Here is a 22,735-nt window from a genome sequence, read left to right as displayed (position 1 = left end):
CCGCCGCACGGTCCGCCTCCTCAATCCCCGACGCCGGCCGTGGCGGCCTTCGCGGCCGCGGCGGACCGGGAGGTCACGTCGAGGGCGCGCAGCAGCGCCGAGACGTGGATGCGGACGGTGAAGGGGGAGATCTCCAGTTCCCGGGCGATCTCCTTGTTGGTGCGTCCCAGGGCGACGAGGCGCAGCACGTCGCGCTGGCGCTGCGTCAGGGGCGGGAGCGGGCCGCGCGGCGCGGCGAGACCCGAGACCGGGCTGCGCCGGATCACGAACTCGCCGTCGCGGATCGCCGCGATCGCCTGGGCGATCTCCGCGGCGGGCAGCGCCTTGCCGATGAAGCCGTCGGCACCCTCGGCCATGACGGTCCGGATCAGGCCCTCGTCCTCGATCATCGACACGACGATGATCGAGGCCCGCTCGAACTCGACGCGCAGCGCGCCGATGGAGTGGCGGGGATCGAGGCCGGGGAACAGGAGGTCGAGGAGGAACGCCCGCGGGGGCGCCCCGGCGCGGGCCATCGCCAGGACCTGCTCCATGGTGGCGGCCTCCCGGACCAGGGCCTGCGGGTAGAGCCGCTCCGCGATGCGCCGCATGCCCTCGCGGAACAGCGGGTGGTCGTCGGCAACGATCAGGGTCTCTCGCGCGGAGCCGTTCATGCCACTCCCGGTCGCAGCATCGGAATCTATCCCCATGACGTCGCGGCGCGGAGCCATGCCGAGGAAAATCCCCGGCGTGTCAAGGCTGCGACGATAGGTCATATACACTAGTAGACCGGTTTTTTCCGCCTGCCTAGAAGTCGGCCGGTCATGGTGACAGGCATCGGCCCGCTAATTTCTTCGAATCTTTCCAAAAAGAGCGAGGCTGCAGGTCATGTCGTGCGCGCCGACGCGACGCACGAATTACGTCGTTCCATGTTCGGGGGCCCGCTGGATGTCGGAAGTCGAACACCAGAATGCTGAGCGGCAGGCTCAGGATAGGCTTTCCGAGCCCCGCGCGGCCCCGAGCGCCCCGCCCGCCGCCAAGCCGGGCCTCTCGCCGAGCCTCATCGCGATCGTGGGCGGCCTGGTGGCGGCGGGCGCCGTCGCGGGCGTGCTGCTCTCGGGCGGCGGCGAGACCGCCGGGACGGCCGCGCGCCCGGCCCTGACGCTGGTCAAGGCGGGCGAGATCGACAAGGCCGCCGAGACCCTGCCCTCCGACGAGAAGGACAAGATCGTCGCGGAGGCCAAGGCCTGCCGGGCCCCGCTGGGCCAGATGCGCCTGTCGAAGATGGCGGCCGATGCCGGCGGCGTGGTGCGCATCCGGGCCGGGAACTACCTGTCCCCCGCCTTCAACGTCGCCGACGGCCCGATCAACATCGCGGTCCCGTTCCCGGCGCCCTACGAGACCGGCAAGGGCGAGATCACCATCGAGGGCGCCGCCAAGGACGTCTTCGTCGAGCTGACGCCGGGCCTGAAGATCGACACGACCGGCGGCGTCCAGCGGATCCCCGTGATCTGGAATACCAGCAAGCCCTGCGGAGGCTGACGGATGTCGAAATCCGCCATCCTCCCCTTCGTCGTCTCCGGGCTGGTGGTCGCGGTCCTCACCCCGCTCCTGCTGAGCACCGATTACGGCCCGATCGCCTGGTGGAACGCCGCCGGGCCGGAGCTGCGCTGGAAGGCGGCGATCGGGATCGCCGTCGCCCTGCTGGCGGCTCTGGGCCTCGCCGCGACCGCGACGGCCGCGCGGAAGGCGGAGGCCGGCCTCGGGCAGCCGGCCGGCGGCCTGCTGGCCCTGCCGCGCCTGATCGTGGCGCCGCGCCGGGTCGTGGAGGCCCGGTCCCCCGAGGCCGTGATCGCGAATCTCGAGGCCATGGTCGGGCTCGCGCCGGTCAAGCGCGAGGTCAACGCCCTGATCGCGCGGCTGGAGCTGGAGCAGCGGCGGCGCGCCGAGGGCCTGCCGGTGGCGGCGATCAGCCAGCACATGGTGTTCACCGGGCCGCCCGGCGTCGGCAAGACCGAGGTGGCGCGGGCGATCGGCGAGATCTACCGGTCCCTCGAGGTGCTGCGCCGCGGGCATCTCGTGGAGGTCGACCGCGCGGCCCTGGTGGCGGGCTATGTCGGCCAGACCGCGGCCAGGACCCTCGAGAAGTGCCACGAGGCCCTCGACGGCATCCTGTTCATCGACGAGGCCTACACCCTGGCCGCCGGCGGCGGGGGCGGCGGCGACTTCGGCAAGGAGGCGATCGACACCCTCCTCAAGTTCATGGAGGACAACCGCGACCGGATCATCGTGATCGTCGCCGGCTACACCAACGACATGCGCCGGTTCATCGACACCAATCCCGGTCTCGCCGGCCGGTTCACCAAGACCGTCGAGTTCCCGCCCTACAGCCCGAAGGATCTCTGCGAGATCCTGAGGCGCATGGCGGCCCGGCAGCAATTCACGCTCCCCGAGGGGTTCGAGGCGGCGCTGACCCCCTGGCTCGCGCAGCGGTCTCGTGCCGACGACTGGTCGAACGCCCGCGAGATGCGGACCCTCTTGGAGAAGGCCCGCGAGGCCCAGGCCGCCCGGGTCGCCCTCCAGGGCGGCGACCTGCGCCGCCTGGAGATCGTCGACCTGCTCCGCGCCACCGGCGAGGACGCCTGAGGGCGGCCCAAGGGGCCACGCGCGCCCAGCACCCAGGCCATCACCAGGGCCAGCACCAAGGTTCGCCACGTCCATGGAACGCCTCGACAAGCATCCGGTCGCGCTCTTCGCGGTCATCGTGCTGGGTGCCACCGGCCTGCTGGTCGCCCTGCGGCCGGACGTGCTCGGGTCGCTCGCCGCGACGCCGTCGGCGCTGCTGCGCAACGGCCTGATCCTCGGCGGCCTCGTCGGCGGCCTGCTCGCGGCGAGCTACATCCCGGCGCGGATCGAGGCGACGCGGCGCGCCCTGGACCGGGCCCGGGCGAGCCGCAAGATCCGCCCGATCCGCTTCGTCGACGACGGCGCGGCCGCGGAGAAGAAGGACCTCCTGGCCACCGCGCTCGCGACCCTCGACGGCATGGTCGGCCTCGACCCCGTGAAGCTGGAGGTGAAGGGCGTCATCGCCCGGATGCAGGTGGAGCAGCAGCGCCGCGCCCAGAACCTGCCGGTGGCGGCCATGAGCCAGCACATGGTGTTCACCGGGCCACCCGGCGTCGGCAAGACCGAGGTGGCGCGGGTCCTCGGCAGCGTCTTCAAGGCGCTCAAGGTGCTGCGCAAGGGCCACCTCGTGGAGGTCGACCGGGCCGGGCTGGTGGCGGGCTACGCCGGCCAGACCGCGATCAAGACCCTGGAGCGCTGCAAGGAGGCCCTCGACGGCATCCTGTTCATCGACGAGGCCTACGCGCTGGCTCCCGGCGGCGGGAGCGGCGGCGAGTTCGGCAAGGAGGCGATCGACACCCTCCTCAAGTTCATGGAGGACAATCGCGACCGGATCATCGTGATCGTCGCCGGCTACACCAACGACATGCGCCGGTTCATCGACGCGAATCCCGGCCTCGCCAGCCGGTTCACCAAGACCGTCGAGTTCCCGCCCTACAGCCCGCCGGAGCTCGCCGAGATCCTGAAGCGCATGGCCGCGGGCCAGGGCTTCGTCATGCCGGAGGGGTTCGAGAAGGACCTCGCCGCCTATGTCGGGGCCCGGTCGAAGGCCGAGGACTGGGCCAACGCCCGCGAGATGCGCACGGTCCTGGAGAAGGCCCGCCAGGCGCAGGCGCTGCGCCTCGCCGCCAGCCCCGGCGGCGACATCAACCGGCTCGAACCCGCCGACATCGCCGCGGCCCTCGGCCGCCAGGCCGGCGGCGCGGTCGACATGGACGCGGCCCGGAAGGTCATGGCCCGCCTCGACGCGATGATCGGGCTCGCGCCGGTCAAGGAGCAGGTGAAGACCGTGGCGGCGCGGGTGCTGGTCGATGCCCGGCGCCGCGCCGAGGGCATCGAGGTCGGCGCGGTGAGCCAGCACATGGTGTTCACCGGGCCGCCCGGCGTCGGCAAGACCGAGGTGGCGCGCATCATGGGCGACATCTTCCGGACGCTCGGCGTCCTGCGGAAGGGGCACGTGGTCGAGGTCGACCGGGCCGGGCTGGTGGCGGGCTACGTCGGCCAGACCGCGGCCAAGACCCTGGAGCGCTGCCGCGAGGCCCTCGACGGCATCCTGTTCATCGACGAGGCCTACACGCTGGCCGAGGGCGGCGGGGGCGGCAGCGACTTCGGCAAGGAGGCGATCGACACCCTCCTGAAGTTCATGGAGGACAACCGCGACCGGATCATCGTGATCGTCGCCGGCTACACCGGCGACATGGCCCGGTTCATCGACACGAATCCCGGCCTCGCCGGCCGTTTCACCAAGACCGTCGCGTTCCCGGCCTACGACCCGTACGACCTCGTCGAGATCCTGCGCCTGATGGCGTCGCGGCAATCGTTCCGGCTGCCGCCGCGCTTCGAGACCCTGCTGATCCCGTGGGTCGAGCAGCGCGCGCAGCGGCACGACTGGGCGAATGCCCGCGAGATGCGCACGCTCCTGGAGCGCCTGCGCGAGGCCCAGGCGATGCGCCTCGCCAGCGATCCCCTGGGCGATTACGGCCAGTTCGAGCTCGTGGATGTCGAGCGGGCGCTCGGCGGCGGGGCCCCGCGCCCCGCCGCCCTGTCGTGACGGCCCGGGAGCCGTCGCAGCCATGAGCATCGCCCGCGAGGACTGGCTGCGCGCGCACGCGGCCCTCTGGTACGACGATCGCCGCTACCGCCTGGCCTGGCTCGCCCTGCCACAGGCCGTGACCTGCGCGGTGGCGGGCCTGTGCATGGCGCTGGCCGCGCAGGGTGTCTGGGGTCAGCCGGCCACCGCCTCGAAGGCGCGGCTCGCCGAGCTGAGCGCCCTGCGCGACCGGGCCGGCAAGGACGGCGACCGCAAGGCGTTCGACGCGCTGACCGCCGCGGCCACCCAGGGCCAGATCGACGCCGCGACCAAGCTCGGGACGCTCTACGACCCCCTGACCGCCGCCTACTTCCCGAACAAGCCCGCGCCGAACGATTTCGTCCGGGCGGCCGCCCTCTACGGACCGGGCGCCGCGATCGGCGATCTCCTGGCGGTCACGCGCCTCGCGGACGTGCTGCTCGACCCGGCCAACCCCAACCGCGACCTCCGGCGCGGCTGCCGCCTGGCCCAGACCTGGATCGACGCCCCCGAGACGCTCGAGCGCACGATCACCGGCGAGGAGCGGCTGACCGTCAAGCTCGCCACCTGCTACGTCGAGCCCGAGAGCGGCCTGCCGCAGGACCCGGTGCGGGCCGGGGGGCTGGTGACCGCGGTGCTGTGGCGCCGCCACCGGCCGACGATGGACGCCTTCATCAACAATCTCGGGCAGCAGAACCCCGCCCTGGTGTCGGGCATCCAGCGGCACCTGGCCGAGCAGCGCCGGTACATCGGCCCGGTGGACGGGCGGCCCAATCCCGGGATCATCACGGCCCTCCAGGTGGAGGCGGGGATCACCAACACGGTCGCGACCCCGCGGCCCGAGCCGCGGCGGGTGACGCCCAAGGGCCCGGATCCGGAGGTGCTGGCCCTCCAGGCCGCCGCCCGGACCGGCGACCGGCGGAAGATGGCCGACCTGAAGAGCCGCGCCGAGGCCGGGGACGCGGACGCGCTCACCGCCTACGCGCGCCTGTTCAACCCGGTGATGAACAAGGGCGACGTCTTCGCGCCGGACGCGCAGGTCGCCGTCGCCGCCTACGAGCGCGCCGCGGCCGCCGGCAACGGCATGGCGGCCGGCGAGGCGGCGGTGCTGTACGATTCCGGCTACGGCAACGTCGCCAAGGATCCCGGGAAGGCGGCGGCCCTCGCCCTGCGGGGCGTCGACCTCAAGGACGACCAGATCACCTTCTGGCTGCTGTTCCCGGAGGCGGGCAACTGGAGCGACGGGTTCTGGGGCGCGATCCAGGCCGCGCTGACCGCCCGCGGCTTCTACACGCTCCCGGTCGAGAACAAGCGCAATTCCGCGGTCATCACGGCCCTGCGCGCCTACATGAAAGCCAAGTCATGAGCGGCGCCACGATCGGGACCGACCGGCTCCGGGCGCACGCGACGCTCTGGTACGCGGACGCGCGCTACCGCCTCGCCTGGCTGGTCCTACCCCAGGCCGCGGTCGCCCTCCTGGCCGGCCTCGCCCTCGCGCTGCTGAAGCCCGCGGGCGAGTGGGGCAAGCCCGCCGACAGCAAGGAGAACGAGAAGCTCTATCTCGACCTGCTCGACAAGGCCGGCAAGGACGGCGACAGGGCCGCCTTCGAGAAGCTGCGGACGGCCGCCGAGGCCGGCGACGTCAGCGCCCGCTCGTTCATGGGCGCCCTCTACAATCCCGAATGGGCCGCGGTCTACGCCAAGAACCCGGTCAAGCCCGACGCCGCCAAGGCGCTGACCTACTACCAGAAGCCCGCCGACCTCGGCTTCCCCGGGGCCCAGCGCGGCATGACCGAGCTCCTGCTCGACCCCGCCCGCGGCCAGCACGATCTCAAGCGGGGCTGCCGCTACGGGCTGGCCTTCCAGGCGAACCCGGTCGCGGCCCGGAACAACTACCTCGATTCCTGGTCGACGCTCTACTGGATCGCCGGCTGCTACACCGATGCCGCGAGCGGCGTCTCGCGGGATCCGCAGAAGGCCGCCGACCTCTACATGGACACGGTGGCGGCCAAGCTGCCGCGGGCGGTCACCGCCTTCACGGACGAGCTCGGCCGGCAGCCCCCCGACCTCGTGGCGGCGATCCAGCGCGACCTCGCCAAGCGCGGCTTCTACACCGGGCCGGCCGACGGGACGGCGACGCCGCAGACGCGCGCGGCCGTGCAGGCCCTGGCCGGCCGGGGTGCCGGCCCGCAGGGCAACGCGGGAGCTGGCAGTGCGGGGGCGGGCAACACCGGAGCCGGCAACCCCGGAGCCGGCAACCCCGGCGCCGCGAAGCCCGCCGGCCCGCCGCCTCCGGCACCGCCCGCGGCGACGCCGAGCGTCGAGGAGCTCATCGCGCTGTCCAAGAGCGCGGTCTCCAATGCCGCCGACGCGGCGAAGCTCCGGGGCCTGGCGGAGAGCGGCGTCCCGGTGGCGCAGTACCTCTACGCCGCGATGCACCTGTCCCCGGCCAACAAGGAGCAGCGGGTCACCGCGCCGGACGGACCCCTGGCGGCCCGGTATCTCGAGCGCCTCGCGGTCGAGCGCTCCTTCGCCCCCGCGGCGGCCTCGGCGGCCTTCCTGTACGACCTCGGCGGCGCCGGCCTGCAGCGGGACCCCGCGAAGGCGGCCGACCTGACGATCCGCGCCCTCGAGCTCAAGTCCACCGAGATCCTGCAGAATCTCGAGCAGGACCAGTGGGGCGCCGGCTTCTGGGCCGCCCTCCAGCAGCGCCTCGCCGACCGGAATCTCTACCAGGGCCGCGTCGTCGACCAGCGCAACGACCGGACCATCCAGGCGGCGCGCCGCCTCCTCGGCAATCCATAGGAGACGGCCATGGGCCCCCGCCGCAAGGATCCCGCGCGGTTCCCGGACCCTGGGGCCGGGCGCCGCACCGCCCACCGCGCCGCCGCCCTGCTGGCGGGCCTGATGGCGGGCCTGCTGGCCGGCCTCCTCCTGCCCGCCGCCGCGCAGGCGCAGATCAAGGTCCGCAAGGCCGACTGCTTCTTCGCGGCCGACGGCAGGACCGTCATCGACGGGGTCTGCGAGTTCCTGACCGACGCGCGCAGCTACGGCGTGGGCGGGTTCCGCCTCGCCACCTACACCAACGGCTACCTGCGCGACGGCGTGGTCGTGTCGGTGACGGCGCCCGGCCAGGGCACGGCGACCTGGAACCGGGAGCCCGGCGGCAAGCCCGAGGACGGCCCCGCCGACAGCGTCACCGCGGAGGGCGCCTGCTGGACCGGGTCCCGGAGCCGGATCTGCGCCTGGAAGGTCGGCGAGGGCCGCCCCGGCTTCGGCGGCGCCCCCGCGGCGGCGCCCGAGGCCGGCGCCCCGCGGGCCGCCGACTGCTACCTCGAGGTCGCGGGCGATGTCCGCCTCGACGGGGCCTGCCAGTTCCGGTCGGAGACCGGGCAGACCGGCGCCCGCGGCTTCGAGATCCGCTCCTACGCCGCGGGCAAGCTCGACGTCGTGGCGCAGCTCGTCCGCGACCCGCAGAACCCGCTGAAGGCCACGGCCTTCTGGAACGGGTCGTCCGGGGGCCTGCGCGCCGCCGAGGCCCTCGGCGCCCTGTCGCCGAGCGGCCCCTGCTGGGACAATGACGGCGCCCGTCTCTGCGTCTGGCAGCCCGGCCAGCCCCGCGGCGGCTGGGACCGGCGGGCCGAGGCCCGCGCTCCGGCCACGCCCGAGACTCCACCGTCGCCGCCGCCGTCGCCGCCACCGGCACAGGCGCCGACACAGGCGCCGCCTCCGCCGCGCGACGGCGCGGAGGGGCGCGATCCGCCGCCGGGCACGTTCCTGAAGCTGTCCTTCAAGGGCCGCTGCGAGTCCCTGATGATGGACGGGGAGGACCTCACCGCGACCTGCGCCCCAGAGGCGGTGAACACCTCCGTCGTCGGCAGCCCGAAGGCCGGGTTCATCTTCGGCACCACCGACGGCAAGGCCATGGCGTTCATGGCCTCGGCCAAGGGCTTCGTCGAGGGCGGCACCCTGCACCAGCCCGTCGACGAGCTGATGTACGCCGAGCGCGACCAGTCCACCTTCAAGGTCAAGGGCACCTGTGAGATGCCCAACCCGATGGGCGGCCCGGTGGTCATCACCTGCAACGCCCAGTCGGCGAACAGCACCTACGCGGTCCGGTTCCGTACCGACGGCGGCAAGCCGGTCCTGACGCGCGGCGACGCGAAGTGAGGCTCTCGCCGCGGACCGGAACCGCCCGACCCGCGAACCCGAGGAGGATCCCATGGCACGACGCGTTACGACGGGAGGGGCCGGCGGCACCGGGATCCTCGTCGGCCTCCTGGGGCTCTGCCTCGCGGGACCGGCGCTCGCGGGATCCACGAGCGTGACCGCGCGGCCCGGGGAGCGGGTCCGCCTCGACGGCTACGCCACCCACGAGACCCGACCGGGCTGCCCGTCCGTTCCGGCGGCCGCGATCGAGCTGGTCACGCCCCCGCGCGGCGGCCGCATCGAGCAGCGGCGCGAGTTCCTGGTCCTCGGCCAGAACATCGACGGCACCCCGTCGCGGGACGGCTGCCAGGACGTCGAGCGGGACGCGCGGACGCTCTACTACACGGCCCGGCCCGACTTCGCCGGCCACGACACGGTGTCGGTGATCGTCACGTTCGTCACCGGCGAGGAGGCCACCTACACCTACAGGATCACGGTGCCCGAGGGCGAGGGCCGGCGGGCGCCGGCGGTGTCCCAGGCACCCGCCCCCCGCGACGCGGGCCTCGCGCGGCCGGCCCCGGCGGCGCGCGCCGCTCCCGCCGAGCGGGCGACTCCGGCCGCGACTCCGGCTGCGACTCCGGCTCCGGCGCCCCGGGAGGCGAGCACCGGCGACTTCCTGCGCGACGCGGTCCGGGGCGCGGTCCCGGCCACCCGGCCGGCGCCGGCCGCGCCACCCCCGAAGGCCGCCGAGGCCGCGGCGCCCGTGTCCGGCACGCCCGCGCCGCCGCCGCAGCAGCAGCTGGCACCGCCGCGCCCGCCCGCCGCGCCGCAGCTCTGACGCAGCTCCGGCGCGGACGGCCGGACCGGCCGCCCGCGCCCCCACCGCCAAGCCGAGGACGAGTCCCGTGCATCAGCGCCTCCCGAACGCCCCCCGATCCGCGGCACCGACCCGACCGCGTCGGCGCGCCGGCGTCCTCGCCCCCGGATCGGCGCTCTGCCTGCCGCTCTGCATTTCGCTCTGCCTCGCCCTGCCGGCCCGGGCGGAGGTGGAGAACAAGACCGCGCGCCCCGGCCAGCGGATCTTCCTCCAGGGCTTCACCTACTACTTCGCCACGCAGGGGTGCCGCTCGCGCGCGGCCACGATCGAGCTCGTCAGGCCGCCGCGCGGCGGGCGCATCGAGCAGCGGCGCGAGTTCCGGATCCTCAGCGGCAAGGTCGACGAGACCGGGGCGCAGATCCGGCAGCCGGACGGCTGCGAGGACGCCAAGAAGGATTCGATGTCGCTCTACTACACGGCACGGCCCGACTTCTCCGGACTCGACACCCTGTCGATCGACGTCACCTTCGGGGATGGGTCCACGGTGCCGTACACGTTCCGGATCACCGTGCCGCCGGGCGAGCCCCGCCGGGCCCCGGCGGTGTCGCAGGCGCCCGTCCCGCGCGCGGGCGGCGCCGGGCAGGCCGCGCCGGCGGCCCGGGCGACGCCGGCTCCGGCCCCCCGGGAGGCCGGCACCAGCACCGGCGACTTCCTGCGCGACACGGTCCGCGGCTCGGTCGCGGCCCCGCGGCCGGCACCGGTCGCGGAGCCTCCGAAGTCCGAGGCGGCCGCGGCGGACGCGCCCGGCGCGCCGCCTCGGACCGAGCCTCCGCCGCCGCGCGCGATGGCGCCGGCGCCGCGCCCCCGGCCAGCGGCCGCGCCGCAGCTATGAGACCCTGCGGGGCCGGCCGGTGCGGCCCGGCCTCGCTCATCCGACGAATCCACGCCTGACCGGCCCCCGCTGCACAGGTCCGGCAGGTCATCGACAGAACCACCAGCAGAGCGAAGTGAGAGGCGCCCCATGGGATCGATGCGGAACGCATTCATCTACGCGACCATCCTGTCGACGCTCCCGCTCCCCGCGGCCGCGGCGGAGACGTGCCGCGACCATTACCGGAGCGAGGGGACGCCGATGCTCCAGGCCATCACCTACAAGACATGGATGATCTTCCCCTCGGTCAGCCCCAGGGCCGCGTTCGACCGGGTGACGCGGGCGGTCCTGGCCGAGGGGTTCGTGGGCGTGCACGTGGAGAAGGCGCTCGGGACCCTGACGGCCCAGCAGGAGACATCCGGTTCGGGGCGACCGCAGACGCTGCGGGTCGTCGTGCGCAAGGCCGGGGCGGGCAGCCGGGTCGACGCCCTGTTCATGGTGCAGGCCGGTCAGATCGGTCAGGATGTCGACCAGAACCTGTGCCGCATCGTCGATGCCGCGGCGCAGTAGGCCCCCGATGTCGACCGGCTCCAGGCACGCGGCCCAGAGGCGAGGTTCCGATGCGCAGTCCGGTGCGAGCTTCGGGGCGATGCTCAGCGCGGGACCGGCCGTGACGCGCCTCCCGGCGGCCACCCTCGCGGCAGCCATCGCCGCCTCCCTCGCCGCAACCCTCCTGGCGCCGTCGTCGGCCCGCGCGATCGACTGCCGCAAGGCGGCCAGCCCGCTCGAGCGCATGATCTGCGCCGACCCGGCGCTCCGGAAGGCGGACGCCGCCCTGGGTGCGGCCTATTCCGGCCTCCTGCACAGCACGGACGACGCCGAGATCCGCGCGATGCTGGTCGCCAGCCAGAAGCGCTGGGTGGCGGCCCGGGACACGTGGCTCGGCGACCCGGACGCGGCCGACGCGCGCGCCGTCGTGCTGGAGGCGATCCGGGCACGAACCGAGGACCTGTCCGGCCGCTCGAAGAGCGATCCGGCCCGACCGCACTGGATCGCGGCGGCGCTGCGGCAGCGGGCCTTCGCGGCGCGGTTCACCGGCGGCCCCTTCGCGGGGTTCGACGCGGCGTGCGACTTCCTGCCCGTCGGGCAGGACCGGGTCTACGGGTGCTTCGGCAGCCGGCGCTACCAGAACGGCGACCGGGTCTGCACGCTGTCCGACGACTGGGCGAGCGGCCACACCTCCGAGACGCGCACGGTCGCGCGGGTCGTCGACGGCGCCGCGCGCACGGTCGCGACCTGCACGATCGGCGGGGGCGACGACGCGGAATGCCCGGGTCCCGACAACGCCGACGGCCGCTGGGCACGGCCTGCCGCCCCGGCCGCCGCCGGCGCGGCAGCGGCACCCGCGGGCCCTCGGCCCGTCCTCGACGTCGAGCTGGCCCCGGACGCCGATGCCGAGACCTGGCTCTCGACCTGCCTGACCGACCCCGCCTATCCGCCGCCCGACCCGGTTCCGGCGGCCCGGACGGCCCCGGGATCGAGCCCGCCCGCGCCGGCGGGCGCCCCGAGCAGCCGGTGACGATGGGACCGCACGCCCCCGCGCCTGATCCGGGCCCTGCGCCGGCCCGGAGCCGCCGGCACGCTCTCGGTGACCACGACGGGCGACGGCGAATTGCCCGAGGTCCACGAATACGGGGTCGCGTGCCGATGAGACGGATCCTGCGGGCGCTGCCGCTGATCGCCGTGACGGGCCTGGCCGCGACCGCCGCGGTCGCGGCCCCCATTCCCCCCTGCGCGGCCGACGCCGAGCGGCAGGCCCTCAAGCTGCTGCGCTTCCACAGCGACGGCGACGCGCGGGCCACGGTCGATCCCGCGTCCGTCCGGTCCGTCGGCACCGTCGCGTCCCTGGTCGGGACGCGACGCTTCCAGGTGATCGAGGTGGAGGGCAGCATCTACAAGGGCGCGTATCGGATCCGGCTGATCTACGCGCCGATGCCCGGTAGCTGCGTGCTGATGGGGCAGGAGATCCTCGAGCGCTCCGATCCCTACTGAGCACCGGCCCTCCGGCCGCCCCTCGGGCGCTGTCCTCAGCGCACGCCGAGGCAGCCGGTCCCGGGCGCCGGCAGGACCAGCCAGGCACCGCCCGCGTAGAGGCGCCGGACCGCGCCCGGCGCGGCGGGCCGGAGCACCAGGTACGCGCGGCCGGACGAGACCAGGGCCCCGTCGTCGGCGGCCGCCAGGGCGGCGGGGTTCCCGAGCGCCACCACGGTCTCCGGCTGGACCGCGAGGGCGGTCAGCGCGGTCACGCCGAGCCCCCCGGCGAGCGCCGCCGCGACGGCGCCGACCGGCAGGCCGCGCCGCGGGCGCCGATCAGTAATCGTAGGCATGCTCGAACCGCCCCCCCGCGGCCTCCACGGCGCGGATCTGCGCGACGAGCTGCTCCACCGCGGTGTCGTAGCCGACGCGCTGCCAGCCCGGCTCGGACTGGATCGGCATCGCGAACAGCGGCTCGGCCCCGGCGAGGGTGACCGTCCGGCCCGGCGGCAGGAGGACGGTGGTGAGGATCCGGTGGTTGCCGGCGATCTCCAGGACGGTCCGGCCCCGCGCGCCGAGGCCCCGGACGATCTCCGTGAAGGCCCGGTAGCGCGGCGTCTCCATCAGGGCGGCCGGGCCGCCGTCGCCGGCCGGGACGGGGCCGAGGAGGGTGATGCGCGGGTCGGCGGCCGCGTCGCCGGCATCGAGCCCCGCCACGACGCTGCGGATCGTCAGGCCGGCCGGGTCCATCCCGGCGAGCCACGCGATCCCCTGGGCGTAGGCCCATTTCACCCCGTATTGCAGCGTGAGCGCGCCGCGCCGCTCGACAGCCCGCAGGGACGGCGTGAACGGGACCTCGTGCCAGAGCCGGGACAGCTCCGCGTCGAACGGGTAGCGGTACCAGGGGGTCTGGCGCAGGAACGCGGCGTAATCCCCGAGCAGCCGGGCGTTGAACCGATCCTCGTCGGTCGGTTCGGGCCCCCGCCACCGCGCGGTCAGGGCCCCGAGGGTGCGCTCGTAGGCCCCCTGGATCAGCATCTCGGCCGTGAAGCTCAGGCCGATCACGTAGTTGGTGACTTTCTGGCCCGCGGTGACGTCGCCGGTGCGCCCGGCCGCCCGGGTCGCCCCGCACAGGCTCGTCCAGAAGCCCGTCGTCGCCGCCCAGTAGTCGAAGGCCGATTCCGAGGCGGAACGCGTCACCCCGGCGAGGTCCGCGTAGGCGTGGACGATGTCCCATTCGGGGAAGGTGAGGTAGCTGTCGCCGGCCGCGCGCTTGTAGCCCTCGGGGGCGATCCCGAAGCGCGAGCCGCCCGCCGAACGCCCCGGCCCGGCGGGATCGGGCCTGACCGTGCAGCCCCCCTCGATCGCCGCGACGGGCAGGGCGCAGGCGAGGGCCAGAACGGCGAGGCCGGCGACCGCCCAGCGGACGACCCGTCGCCGGCGGCGGGGGGGCCGGGGGCTCACGCGGCGACCCCGGCCGCGGTCCGGGCGCGCCACGGCCACCAGCCGAGCACGACGCCGGCGAGGCCGAGGCTCAGGTGCGGGCCGTTGGACAGGAGCGGGCTGTCCTGGAAGCCCTTCAGGAACAGCGACAGGTCGAGGAAGCTCGACCCGGTGAGCACGCCGACGACGCCGTCGAGGAGGTAGATCGCCCCGAAGGCCCGCAGGAAGGTCACGGCGGCGGAGCGCGACCACAGGCCGGCGGCGAGCGCCCACAGGCCGGAGGCGAGGTGGAGCGCGTCCTTGTAGACGTCGAGCCGGAACAGGCCGAAGACGCGGCCCTCCGCGTCCCGGAAGGCCGGGACGTAGTCGGTGGCGGCGGCGAACAGCAGGATGGCCGCGAAGGCGAGGGCGGCCACCTGCGGGGGCGTGGGTCTCATGGGCGTCTCCTGAGTCGGCACGCGCGGCCCGCGCGAGGCGGATCCGTGCCGGGGCGCGGTCAGGCCATGTAGGTCGACCACAGGGCGTTCCGGAACAGCAGCCCCGGATCGTAGCGGCGCTTGGCCGCCACGAAGGCGTCGAGCTTCGGATAGGCCCGGGCCATCTGGTCGCGCCGGGCGTGCAGGCGGTAGGGCAGGTAATAGGCCCCGCCGATCGCCACGACGCGCTCGATCAGGGCCTCGGTCATGCGCATCATCGCGGCCTCGTCGCCGGGGGTGAGGCCCTGCGAGAACGACATCACCGCGCCGATGCGCGGGCCCGGCGCGTAGGCCAGCGCCGAGTCCGGGTCCGCCGCCACGTAGCGCAGGGTGACGTTGAGGCAGTCGCAGCCCGAGCGCGGGATGGTCTCGCGGCAGGCGGCGAGGAACGCGTCGAAGCGCTCGGGCGGGACGAAGTACTCGTGCAGGATGTCGGTGCGGCTGCGGTCGCGCGAGGCGAGGTTGGCCACCGGCTCGTTCATCAGGCTGTTGCGGGTGGCGAGGCCGGGATCGAGCGTCGGGTTGAGCCGGGTCTCGGCGATCCAGCGGGCGCGCTTGCCGAACTCGCTGCCGACCTGGGCGCGGTAGATCTCCCGCGAGACCGCCGAGAACGCCCCCTGGGCGGCCGCCGCGGGCAGGACCTGCGGCGGGTGCTCGGCCTCCGCGTAGGTGACGAGGATCGCCTCGTCGAAGAAGCCGGCCTGCGCGACTGAGAGCCGGCCGTAGGCCATGCGCAGGCGCGCGTCGCGCGCCACCGCCGCCGCGAAGGCCGGCGCGAAATCCGCGGCCGGCATCACCGCGAAGGTCGGCGTGAGGAGGCGGTTCGGCACCATCTCGACCACGAGGTCGACCACGATGCCGAACAGGCCGTAGCCGCCCATCGCCAGCCCGAACAGCTCGGCGTTCTCCTCGCGGGAGCAGGTCACGAGGCTGCCGTCGGCCAGGACGAGGCGGACGGCGCGGACGGTGGAGCCGAACGGGCCGTGCGGCGCGGGCCAGCCGTGAGCGTTGACGCAGAAGGTCGAGCCGACCCCGAAATCGCTGTTCGACTGCATGACCGTCGGCGAGTAGCCGATCCGGTCGAGCTGCCGGATGACCTGCGACCAGCGCGCGCCGGCCCCGACCCGGTAGAGGCCGGCGGCTGTGTCGGGCTCGATCGGGCCGCCCTCCAGGGTCACGGCCGTCCCGTCGCGGGCGAGGCTCTGGGCGCCCATGGAATGCCGGGCGACGCCGACGGCGACAGGCCGGCCGGCGGCGGCGGCATCCCGGATCTCGGCGCGCACGGCCTCGATCAGGGCGTCGGTCGACCCCGTCGGGAGCACGGCGTGGCGCGTCACCGGGGTCGGGTTGAGGCCGCTCGCGTCGTTGAGGATGATCCGCGGCGCGGCCCGGGCCGCCCGCGGCAGCAGCGCGGCGGCCGCCGCGGCGCCGCCGCCCGCGAGGATCCCGCGCCTGCTCGGTCCTGTCCCGGCCATGCCCACCCTCGATTCGCGCCGGCGGGGCGACCGGCTCGCCCCGCCGGCCAACCCTGCGACGGGTTCGGATCCGGCGGCGTGAGATCACGCACGGAGCGCGGCGCACCGCCGGCCGGGACGATGCCACGCCGCCCCCGGCGCGGTCGAGCGCCCGCGCTCCGGCCGTCGGCGCCGCGCGCCGATCCGTCCTCAACCGCGATTCTTCGACGGGTCGCGGATCGCGACGTTGACAGGCGTCCGGGGCCACGGCACGGCGGCGGAGGACCCGCTTGGCCGGAGCCCACGATCGCCGAGGAGGGAGATCCGCCATGCCGTCAGGCGCTTCGAACCGGACGGCAGGGGAGGCCCCGCGGCGGGAGCGGGAGCCGGTCCTGCTGCAGGATCCGCACGCCGTCCGCGAGCCGCGCGAGAACAACCTCGAGCGCGCGATCGGCCACGCGGTGCGCGAGCGCCGGAAGCGGCTCGGCATCACCTCGGCGGACCTCGCCGCGACGACCGGCCTGTCGCCCGGCATGCTGTCGAAGATCGAGAACGGCAACATCTCGCCGTCCCTGACGACGCTGCAGCTGCTCGCCCAGGCGCTCGGCATGCCGATCACCGGCTTCTTCCGCGGCTACGAGGAGGTCCGCAACGCGGTCTTCGTCAAGGCCGGGGAGGGGATCGAGCTGGAGCGGCGCGGCACGCGGGCCGGGCACCAGTACAACCTGCTCGGGCACATCCACGAGAACACCAGCGGCGTGACGGTCGAGCCGTATCTGATCACGCTCACGACCGATTCGGACGTGTTCCCGACCTTCCAGCACCCCGGCCTGGAGTTCCTCTACATGCTGGAGGGCGAAGTGCTGTACCGGCACGGGGACCGGCACTTCCACATGCAGCCCGGCGACAGCCTGTTCTTCGACGCCGATGCCCCGCACGGGCCGGCGGAGCTGCTCGTGCTGCCGGCCCGCTACCTCTCGGTGATCGCGTATCCACAGTCGGGCCGCACCGGCTGACGGGCCGCGTTGTTCTCTGGAAGAAATCTTATTTCTTGAGGGTTGATTTCCGCCGCGCAGGCCGCCTATGCTCCGGGCGAACCCGCGACGGAGGTGGTGCCATGTGCGGCATCGTCGGATTGTTCCTGAAGGACCCCGCCCTGGAGCCGCAGCTCGGCGCGCTGCTCGCCGACATGCTCGTCACCATGACGGATCGGGGGCCGGACTCGGCCGGCCTCGCGATCTACCGGCCGCCGGCCCCCGGCCTGTCGAAGATCACCGTGCAGTCGGCACGCCCGGAGGCGGATTTCCCCGCCCTGGAGCAGCGCCTCGCGGAGGCCTCCGGCGGCTCGGCGCGGGTGGCGGTGACGAGCTCGCACGCGGTCATCACCGTGGCGTCCGACCGCCTCGCCGCGACGCGCGGCGCCCTGAAGGGCCTCGCGCCCGATCTGCGCGTGATGGGCGCGGGCGAGAGCGTGGAGATCTACAAGGAGGTCGGCCTGCCGCGGGAGGTGGTGGCGCGCTTCGGCATCGCCGGGATGTCGGGCACCCACGGGATCGGCCACACCCGGATGGCGACGGAATCGGCCGTGACCACCATGGGCGCGCACCCGTTCTCGACGGGCGCCGACCAGTGCCTCGTCCATAACGGCTCGCTGTCGAACCACAACAACCTGCGCCGGAGCCTCGCCCGCGACGGTATGGCCTTCGAGACGGAGAACGATTCCGAGGTCGCGGCGGCCTATCTCACCACCGCGATGGCGCGGGGCCGGGACCTCGGCGCGGCGCTCGCGGGGGCGCTCACGGATCTCGACGGGTTCTTCACCTTCGTGGTCGGCACCAAGTCCGGCTTCGGGGTGCTGCGCGACCCGATCGCCTGCAAGCCCGCGATCATGGCGGAGACCGAGCGCTACGTCGCCTTCGGCTCGGAATACCGGGCGCTCGTCGGGCTGCCGGGGATCGAATCCGCCCGCGTCTGGGAGCCCGAGCCGGCGACCGTCTACTTCTGGGATCAGCGGCGGGCCGCCTGAGCCGCCCCCGCAGCCTTCTCGTCACGGATCTCGTCCACGGATCTCGCCCATGCCCGTCTTCGATCTGGCGGCGACGCCCCTGCGCGCCCTGAACCAAGCCCTCCACGGCGTCGCTCCGAGCGCCAACGACACCGAATTCGAGGTGCTGAACCCGCGGGGCCAGCACGCGGTGGCGGTCGGGATCGACGGGCCCGTCACCGTCACGGTGCGCGGCCCGGTCGGCTACTACTGCGCCAGCATGAACGACGGCGGCACCGTCACGGTGCAGGGCTCGGCGGGTCCCGGCGTCGCCGAGAACATGATGTCCGGCACCGTCGTGATCGAGGGCGACGCCTCGCAATATGCCGGCGCCACCGGGCGCGGCGGCCTCCTCGTCATCAAGGGCAACGCGGCCTCGCGCTGCGGCATCTCCATGAAGGGCATCGACATCGTCGTGCACGGCTCGATCGGGCACATGTCGGCCTTCATGGGCCAGTCCGGATCCCTCGTGGTCCTGGGCGATGCCGGCGAGGCGCTGGGCGACTCGCTCTACGAGGCGAAGCTGTTCGTCCGCGGCAGCGTGAAGAGCCTCGGGGCCGACTGCGTCGAGAAGCCGATGCGCCCCGAGCACCGCGCGCACCTCGCGGCCCTGCTGGACCGCGCCGGGGTCGCGGACGTCCGGCCGGAAGAGTTCCGGCGCTACGGCTCGGCCCGCAAACTCTACAGCTTCAACATCGACAACGCCGACGCCTACTGAGAGCGCGCCGCCGGAGTGGATACCGGTTCGGCGCAAGCGAGCGCGTCGAATCAAGGACTTAAAGCCGCTCCCGATCGGGAGCGGCTCAAGCGGGAGACCGGGCATGACCTACCAGAACCCGCCGATGCCGCCGCGCAAGTCGGCGACCTTCGACGACCACACCCTGGCGGAGATCCGCCGGGCCGCGGCCACCGGCATCTACGACATCCGCGGCGGCGGCACGAAGCGCAAGCTCCCGCATCTCGACGACCTGCTGTTCCTCGGCGCCTCGATGTCCCGCTATCCCCTGGAGGGCTACCGGGAGGCCTGCGGGACCGGCGTCACCCTCGGCACGCGATTTGCCAAGAAACCGATCGCGTTGAAGATCCCGATCACCATCGCCGGCATGAGCTTCGGATCCCTGTCCGCCAACGCCAAGGAGGCCCTCGGCCGCGGCGCTACGCTGGCCGGCACCTCCACCACCACGGGGGACGGCGGCATGACCGACGAGGAGCGCGGCCATTCCGACATCCTCGTCTACCAGTACCTGCCCTCCCGCTACGGCATGAACCCGCGCGACCTCCGGCGCGCCGACGCCATCGAGGTGGTGGTCGGCCAGGGCGCCAAGCCCGGCGGCGGCGGCATGCTGCTCGGCCAGAAGATCTCCGACCGAGTCGCCGCCATGCGCGACCTGCCCAAGGGCATCGACCAGCGCTCCGCCTGCCGGCATCCGGACTGGACCGGCCCGGACGATCTCGAGATCAAGATCGGCGAACTGCGCGAGATAACCGACTGGGAGAAGCCGATCTACGTGAAGGTCGGCGGCGCCCGGCCCTATTACGACACCGCACTGGCCGCGAAGGCCGGGGCCGACGTCGTCGTCCTCGACGGCATGCAGGGCGGCACGGCGGCGACTCAGGACGTGTTCATCGAGCATGTCGGCCAGCCGACGCTCGCCTGCATCCGCCCCGCCGTGCAGGCGCTGCAGGATCTCGGCCTGCACCGGAGCGTGCAGCTCGTGATCTCGGGCGGCATCCGCTCGGGCGCGGACGTCGCCAAGGCCATCGCGCTCGGGGCGGACGCGGTCTCGATCGGCACCGCGGCGCTCGTCGCCATCGGCGACAACGACCCGGCCTACGAGGAGGAGTACCGCGAGCTCGGCTCGACCGCGGGTGCCTACGACGACTGGCACGAGGGCCGCGACCCGGCGGGCATCACCACGCAGGACCCCGAGCTGGCGGCCCGCCTCGACCCGGTCCGCGCCGGCCGGAAGCTCGCCAACTACCTGAAGGTGATGACCCTGGAGGCGCAGACGATCGCCCGCGCCTGCGGCCACAACCACCTGCACAATCTGGAGCCCGAGGACCTCGTGGCGCTGACGCTCGAGGCCGCCGCCATGGCCCGCGTGCCGCTGGCCGGGACCGACTGGTACCCGGGCAAAGCGGGCTTCTAGGGCCCTTCAACCCCGCCGGTCGCGCCGGAACGGGGCGCGGCCGGCCCCCACCCGATCCGCGCTCAGGGGGCTGCCGTGACGACCGACCTTTCCGCCTACGCCGCCGAGCACGGCGTGAAGTACTTCATGATCTCCTACACGGACCTGTTCGGCTGCCAGCGCGCCAAGCTGGTGCCCGCGCAGGCGATCGGCGCCATGCAGCGCGACGGCGCGGGCTTCGCGGGCTTCGCCACCTGGCTCGACCTGACACCGGCCCATCCCGACCTGTTCGCGATGCCGGATGCCGCCTCGGTGATCCGGCTGCCCTGGAAGCCGGACGTCGCCTGGGTGGCGGCCGACTGCACCATGGCGGACGCGCCCGTCGACCAAGCGCCCCGGGTGGTGCTGAAGCAGCTCGTGGCGCGGGCCGCCGACGAGGGCCTGCGGGTCAAGACCGGCGTCGAGGCCGAGTTCTTCCTGCTGAGCCCGGACGGATCGGCGATCTCGGATCACCACGATCGGGCGGAGAAATCCTGCTACGACCAGCAGGCGCTGATGCGCCGCTACGACGTGATCGCCGAGATCTGCGACCACATGCTGGCTCTGGGCTGGAAGCCCTACCAGAACGACCACGAGGACGCGAACGGCCAGTTCGAGATGAACTGGGAGTACGACGACGCGCTGGCCACCGCCGACAAGCACGCCTTCTTCAAGTTCATGGTCCGCTCGGTCGCCGAGCGGCACGGCCTGCGGGCGACCTTCATGCCGAAGCCGTTCCCGGGGCTGACCGGCAACGGCTGCCACTGCCACGTCTCGGTGTGGAACAATGCCGGCACCGTGAACGCCTTCGCGGATCCCGAGATGCCGTTCGGCCTCTCGACCCGGGGCCGGCACTTCCTCGGCGGGATCATGCGGCACGCGCCCGCGCTCGCCGCGATCACCAACCCGACGGTCAATTCCTACAAGCGCATCAACGCGCCCCGCACGATCTCGGGCGCGACCTGGGCGCCGAACGCCGTGACCTGGACCGGCAACAACCGAACCCACATGGTGCGCGTGCCCGGGCCGGGCCGGTTCGAGCTGCGCCTGCCCGACGGGGCGGCCAATCCGTACCTGCTCCAGGCGGCGATCCTGGCGGCGGGCCTGGACGGCCTGGCGTCGGCGGCCGATCCCGGGCCGCACAGCGACGTCGACATGTACCGCGACGGCCACGCCGTCACCGGCGCGCCGCGCCTGCCGCTCAACCTGCTGGACGCCCTGCGCGCCTTCGAGGCCGACGAGGCCCTGCGGGACAATCTGGGCGGCGCGTTCTCCGTCGCCTACCTCAAGTTGAAGCAGAATGAGTGGGACAGCTACTGCGCCCATTTCACCGCCTGGGAGCGCGAGACCACGCTCGATGTCTGAGCCGGTGCTGCCGGTGACGTGCCGAGCGGCGGACCGGCTCTTGCAAGGCCCAGATCGATCCTGGCCACGGGGAGCGGGACGCGGACCGACATGCGTGTGATCCATCGTATCCTGGGCAGCCGGCAGGACGCCGAGATGGCGCATCGCCTGCACCACCTCGCGCATCGCGGCGCGGTGGACGTGCTCGTCGTGTCGAGCACCGACGTCGCTCGGCGGCGGATCCGCGCGACCACCCAGTCCGGCGAGGAGATCGCCCTCGCCCTGCCGCGGGACGAGCCGCTCTTCGACGGGGCCGTGCTGGCGCTGGACGCGGACCGCGCCCTCGTCGCCCGGGTCGGCTCCGAGCGCTGGCTCCGCCTCGTCCCGGACAGCCAGGCCGCCGCCCTCGAGCTCGGCTACCACGCCGGCAACCTCCACTGGCGGGTCCGCTTCGCCGACGGCGCCCTCCTGGTGGCGATGGACGGACCGGCCGACGCGTACCTCGTCCGCCTCGGCGCCCTCGTCACCGACCGGCAGGTGACCCACACCATCCTCGACGAGGCGGCGCCGTGCTGAGCCGGCTCCTGTCCCTCCAGCAGGCCGACGCCGCCTTCCCGAGCGGGAGCTTCGCCTTCTCCAACGGGATCGAGGGGCTCGTCGCGGGCGACCCGGCCTTCGACACGGGGAGCCTGACGTGGACGCTCACGGCCCTCGTGCGCTTCCGGTGGGCGGAGAGCGACCGCGTCGCCCTGATCCTCGCCCACCGCGCCGGCCCCGATCCGGCCCGGCTCGGCCGCATCGACGCCGCCGTGGAGGCGGCCACCCTCGTCGAGGCGATGCGCACCGGCAGCCGGCGCAACGGCGCCTCCCTGCTGACCACCCACGCGCGGCTCGCGACGCCCGGTGCCGGGGACATCCGCGCCGCGATCCGGTCCGGGCTCATGCTGGGGCACCTCGCCACCGTGCAGGGCGCCCTGTGGCGGGGGCTGGGCCTGTCGGAAGCGGAGGCGGCGGCCGTCGCCGGCTACCAGCTCGTCTCCGGCCTGGTCTCGGCCACGGTCCGGCTCGGTCAGGTGGGCGCCATCCAGGGCCAGCAGGCCCTCCAGACGGTGCTGCCGCTCGTTGCGGAGATCGCCGAGCGGCCCGTGACCGAGGACCCCGACGGCGCGATCGTCCTCACGGGCTTCACGCCGCTGATCGAGGTCGCCGCGATGCGGCACGCGCGCGCCGACCTGCGCCTGTTCGCCAACTAGGGAGCGGGTG

At 73.8% G+C, this 22,735-nt stretch carries 23 protein-coding genes; 18 read left to right on the top strand and 5 right to left on the bottom strand.

The window, feature by feature from the left end; translation table 11 throughout:
* Nucleotides 1-20: 20 nt before the first annotated feature.
* Nucleotides 21-653 carry a response regulator transcription factor gene (locus tag C4T42_RS20735; RefSeq protein WP_042671988.1) on the bottom strand — a complete coding sequence of 211 codons (633 nt, stop codon included), beginning with the start codon at nt 651-653 and terminating at the stop codon, nt 21-23.
* A 274-nt stretch (nt 654-927) separates the two neighbouring features.
* Here C4T42_RS20735 and C4T42_RS20730 point away from each other — a divergent pair, with 274 nt between their 5' ends.
* From C4T42_RS20730 to C4T42_RS20680, 11 genes are all read left to right on the top strand, one after another.
* Nucleotides 928-1,521: a hypothetical protein gene (locus C4T42_RS20730; protein ID WP_042671987.1), complete on the top strand. Its 594-nt coding sequence runs from the start codon at nt 928-930 to the stop codon at nt 1,519-1,521.
* A 3-nt stretch (nt 1,522-1,524) separates the two neighbouring features.
* Nucleotides 1,525-2,625 carry an AAA family ATPase gene (locus C4T42_RS20725; protein ID WP_091926785.1) on the top strand — a complete coding sequence of 367 codons (1,101 nt, stop codon included), beginning with the start codon at nt 1,525-1,527 and terminating at the stop codon, nt 2,623-2,625.
* A 73-nt stretch (nt 2,626-2,698) separates the two neighbouring features.
* Nucleotides 2,699-4,654: an AAA family ATPase gene (locus C4T42_RS20720; protein WP_056530780.1), complete on the top strand. Its 1,956-nt coding sequence runs from the start codon at nt 2,699-2,701 to the stop codon at nt 4,652-4,654.
* 22 nt (nt 4,655-4,676) lie between these two features.
* Nucleotides 4,677-6,038, top strand: coding sequence for a hypothetical protein (locus C4T42_RS20715; RefSeq protein WP_091926784.1), 1,362 nt, complete (start codon nt 4,677-4,679; stop codon nt 6,036-6,038).
* Nucleotides 6,035-7,477 carry a peptidoglycan-binding domain-containing protein gene (locus C4T42_RS32760; protein WP_107491590.1) on the top strand — a complete coding sequence of 481 codons (1,443 nt, stop codon included), beginning with the start codon at nt 6,035-6,037 and terminating at the stop codon, nt 7,475-7,477. The genes C4T42_RS20715 and C4T42_RS32760 overlap by 4 nt, the downstream gene beginning before the upstream one ends.
* Nucleotides 7,478-7,486: 9 nt before the next feature.
* Nucleotides 7,487-8,842: a hypothetical protein gene (locus tag C4T42_RS20705; RefSeq protein ID WP_091926782.1), complete on the top strand. Its 1,356-nt coding sequence runs from the start codon at nt 7,487-7,489 to the stop codon at nt 8,840-8,842.
* A 52-nt stretch (nt 8,843-8,894) separates the two neighbouring features.
* A complete protein-coding gene (locus C4T42_RS20700; RefSeq protein WP_091926781.1) occupies nt 8,895-9,659 on the top strand; it encodes a hypothetical protein in 765 nt (254 codons plus the stop codon).
* A gap of 67 nt (nt 9,660-9,726) precedes the next feature.
* On the top strand, nt 9,727-10,530 hold the full coding sequence (locus C4T42_RS20695) for a hypothetical protein (protein ID WP_091926780.1): 804 nt from the start codon (nt 9,727-9,729) through the stop codon (nt 10,528-10,530).
* A 138-nt stretch (nt 10,531-10,668) separates the two neighbouring features.
* Nucleotides 10,669-11,079, top strand: a complete 411-nt coding sequence (locus C4T42_RS20690; protein WP_244603248.1) for a hypothetical protein — start codon at nt 10,669-10,671, stop codon at nt 11,077-11,079.
* A 100-nt stretch (nt 11,080-11,179) separates the two neighbouring features.
* Complete coding sequence (locus C4T42_RS20685) at nt 11,180-12,088, top strand: lysozyme inhibitor LprI family protein (RefSeq protein WP_244540769.1); 909 nt, start codon at nt 11,180-11,182, stop codon at nt 12,086-12,088.
* Nucleotides 12,089-12,216: 128 nt separating this feature from the next.
* A complete protein-coding gene (locus tag C4T42_RS20680; RefSeq protein ID WP_020095162.1) occupies nt 12,217-12,561 on the top strand; it encodes a hypothetical protein in 345 nt (114 codons plus the stop codon).
* Nucleotides 12,562-12,596: 35 nt separating this feature from the next.
* Here the strand turns inward: C4T42_RS20680 and C4T42_RS20675 are convergent, their stop codons facing one another.
* The 4 genes from C4T42_RS20675 to C4T42_RS20660 are packed head-to-tail and all read right to left on the bottom strand — an operon-like array spanning nt 12,597 to nt 15,937.
* The gene (locus tag C4T42_RS20675; protein ID WP_056530802.1) at nt 12,597-12,896 is read right to left on the bottom strand and encodes a hypothetical protein; all 300 of its coding nucleotides are present in this window, start codon (nt 12,894-12,896) and stop codon (nt 12,597-12,599) included.
* Complete coding sequence (locus C4T42_RS20670; protein ID WP_244540768.1) at nt 12,880-14,007, bottom strand: hypothetical protein; 1,128 nt, start codon at nt 14,005-14,007, stop codon at nt 12,880-12,882. The genes C4T42_RS20675 and C4T42_RS20670 overlap by 17 nt, the downstream gene beginning before the upstream one ends.
* The gene (locus C4T42_RS20665; RefSeq protein WP_026605246.1) at nt 14,004-14,423 is read right to left on the bottom strand and encodes a DUF4383 domain-containing protein; all 420 of its coding nucleotides are present in this window, start codon (nt 14,421-14,423) and stop codon (nt 14,004-14,006) included. The genes C4T42_RS20670 and C4T42_RS20665 overlap by 4 nt, the downstream gene beginning before the upstream one ends.
* Before the next feature lie 59 nt (nt 14,424-14,482).
* On the bottom strand, nt 14,483-15,937 hold the full coding sequence (locus C4T42_RS20660) for an FAD-binding oxidoreductase (protein ID WP_020095166.1): 1,455 nt from the start codon (nt 15,935-15,937) through the stop codon (nt 14,483-14,485).
* Nucleotides 15,938-16,245: 308 nt separating this feature from the next.
* Here C4T42_RS20660 and C4T42_RS20655 point away from each other — a divergent pair, with 308 nt between their 5' ends.
* The 7 genes from C4T42_RS20655 to C4T42_RS20625 all read left to right on the top strand — a co-directional run bounded on the left by C4T42_RS20655 (nt 16,246) and on the right by C4T42_RS20625 (nt 22,725).
* A complete protein-coding gene (locus tag C4T42_RS20655) occupies nt 16,246-16,932 on the top strand; it encodes an XRE family transcriptional regulator (RefSeq protein ID WP_091926776.1) in 687 nt (228 codons plus the stop codon).
* Between the two features lie 101 nt (nt 16,933-17,033).
* The gene (locus C4T42_RS20650) at nt 17,034-17,942 is read left to right on the top strand and encodes a glutamine amidotransferase family protein (RefSeq protein WP_091926775.1); all 909 of its coding nucleotides are present in this window, start codon (nt 17,034-17,036) and stop codon (nt 17,940-17,942) included.
* A 49-nt stretch (nt 17,943-17,991) separates the two neighbouring features.
* Nucleotides 17,992-18,678: a GXGXG domain-containing protein gene (locus C4T42_RS20645; protein WP_091926774.1), complete on the top strand. Its 687-nt coding sequence runs from the start codon at nt 17,992-17,994 to the stop codon at nt 18,676-18,678.
* 103 nt (nt 18,679-18,781) lie between these two features.
* Entirely contained in the window at nt 18,782-20,110 is a 1,329-nt protein-coding gene (locus C4T42_RS20640; RefSeq protein ID WP_091926773.1) for an FMN-binding glutamate synthase family protein, read from the top strand.
* A 75-nt stretch (nt 20,111-20,185) separates the two neighbouring features.
* The gene (gene glnT, locus C4T42_RS20635) at nt 20,186-21,493 is read left to right on the top strand and encodes a type III glutamate--ammonia ligase (RefSeq protein WP_056530819.1); all 1,308 of its coding nucleotides are present in this window, start codon (nt 20,186-20,188) and stop codon (nt 21,491-21,493) included.
* Between the two features lie 90 nt (nt 21,494-21,583).
* Nucleotides 21,584-22,048, top strand: coding sequence for an urease accessory protein UreE (ureE, locus tag C4T42_RS20630; protein ID WP_056530822.1), 465 nt, complete (start codon nt 21,584-21,586; stop codon nt 22,046-22,048).
* Nucleotides 22,042-22,725: an urease accessory UreF family protein gene (locus tag C4T42_RS20625; RefSeq protein WP_103985794.1), complete on the top strand. Its 684-nt coding sequence runs from the start codon at nt 22,042-22,044 to the stop codon at nt 22,723-22,725. Before ureE ends, C4T42_RS20625 begins: the two co-directional genes overlap by 7 nt.
* Nucleotides 22,726-22,735: the final 10 nt, after the last annotated feature.

Origin of the sequence: Methylobacterium sp. 190mf (assembly GCF_900107945.1) — a bacterium.
Classification (GTDB): domain Bacteria; phylum Pseudomonadota; class Alphaproteobacteria; order Rhizobiales; family Beijerinckiaceae; genus Methylobacterium.
Note: the sequence above shows the minus strand (reverse complement) of the source record. Positions and strands in the feature narration are given on the sequence as shown.

Excerpts from the sequence above, each read along its gene's own strand:
- C4T42_RS20705 (WP_091926782.1), top strand. The coding sequence starts at position 7,487 with ATGGGCCCCCGCCGCAAGGATCCCGCGCGGTTCCCGGACCCTGGGGCC.
- C4T42_RS20715 (WP_091926784.1), top strand. The coding sequence starts at position 4,677 with ATGAGCATCGCCCGCGAGGACTGGCTGCGCGCGCACGCGGCCCTCTGG.
- C4T42_RS20680 (WP_020095162.1), top strand. The coding sequence starts at position 12,217 with ATGAGACGGATCCTGCGGGCGCTGCCGCTGATCGCCGTGACGGGCCTG.
- C4T42_RS20650 (WP_091926775.1), top strand. The coding sequence starts at position 17,034 with ATGTGCGGCATCGTCGGATTGTTCCTGAAGGACCCCGCCCTGGAGCCG.
- C4T42_RS20660 (WP_020095166.1), bottom strand. The coding sequence starts at position 15,937 with ATGGCCGGGACAGGACCGAGCAGGCGCGGGATCCTCGCGGGCGGCGGC.
- ureE (WP_056530822.1), top strand. The coding sequence starts at position 21,584 with ATGCGTGTGATCCATCGTATCCTGGGCAGCCGGCAGGACGCCGAGATG.
- C4T42_RS20720 (WP_056530780.1), top strand. The coding sequence starts at position 2,699 with ATGGAACGCCTCGACAAGCATCCGGTCGCGCTCTTCGCGGTCATCGTG.
- C4T42_RS20675 (WP_056530802.1), bottom strand. The coding sequence starts at position 12,896 with ATGCCTACGATTACTGATCGGCGCCCGCGGCGCGGCCTGCCGGTCGGC.
- C4T42_RS20665 (WP_026605246.1), bottom strand. The coding sequence starts at position 14,423 with ATGAGACCCACGCCCCCGCAGGTGGCCGCCCTCGCCTTCGCGGCCATC.
- C4T42_RS20655 (WP_091926776.1), top strand. The coding sequence starts at position 16,246 with ATGCCGTCAGGCGCTTCGAACCGGACGGCAGGGGAGGCCCCGCGGCGG.
- C4T42_RS20700 (WP_091926781.1), top strand. The coding sequence starts at position 8,895 with ATGGCACGACGCGTTACGACGGGAGGGGCCGGCGGCACCGGGATCCTC.
- C4T42_RS20725 (WP_091926785.1), top strand. The coding sequence starts at position 1,525 with ATGTCGAAATCCGCCATCCTCCCCTTCGTCGTCTCCGGGCTGGTGGTC.
- C4T42_RS20690 (WP_244603248.1), top strand. The coding sequence starts at position 10,669 with ATGCGGAACGCATTCATCTACGCGACCATCCTGTCGACGCTCCCGCTC.
- C4T42_RS20645 (WP_091926774.1), top strand. The coding sequence starts at position 17,992 with ATGCCCGTCTTCGATCTGGCGGCGACGCCCCTGCGCGCCCTGAACCAA.
- C4T42_RS20640 (WP_091926773.1), top strand. The coding sequence starts at position 18,782 with ATGACCTACCAGAACCCGCCGATGCCGCCGCGCAAGTCGGCGACCTTC.
- C4T42_RS20730 (WP_042671987.1), top strand. The coding sequence starts at position 928 with ATGTCGGAAGTCGAACACCAGAATGCTGAGCGGCAGGCTCAGGATAGG.
- C4T42_RS20735 (WP_042671988.1), bottom strand. The coding sequence starts at position 653 with ATGAACGGCTCCGCGCGAGAGACCCTGATCGTTGCCGACGACCACCCG.
- C4T42_RS32760 (WP_107491590.1), top strand. The coding sequence starts at position 6,035 with ATGAGCGGCGCCACGATCGGGACCGACCGGCTCCGGGCGCACGCGACG.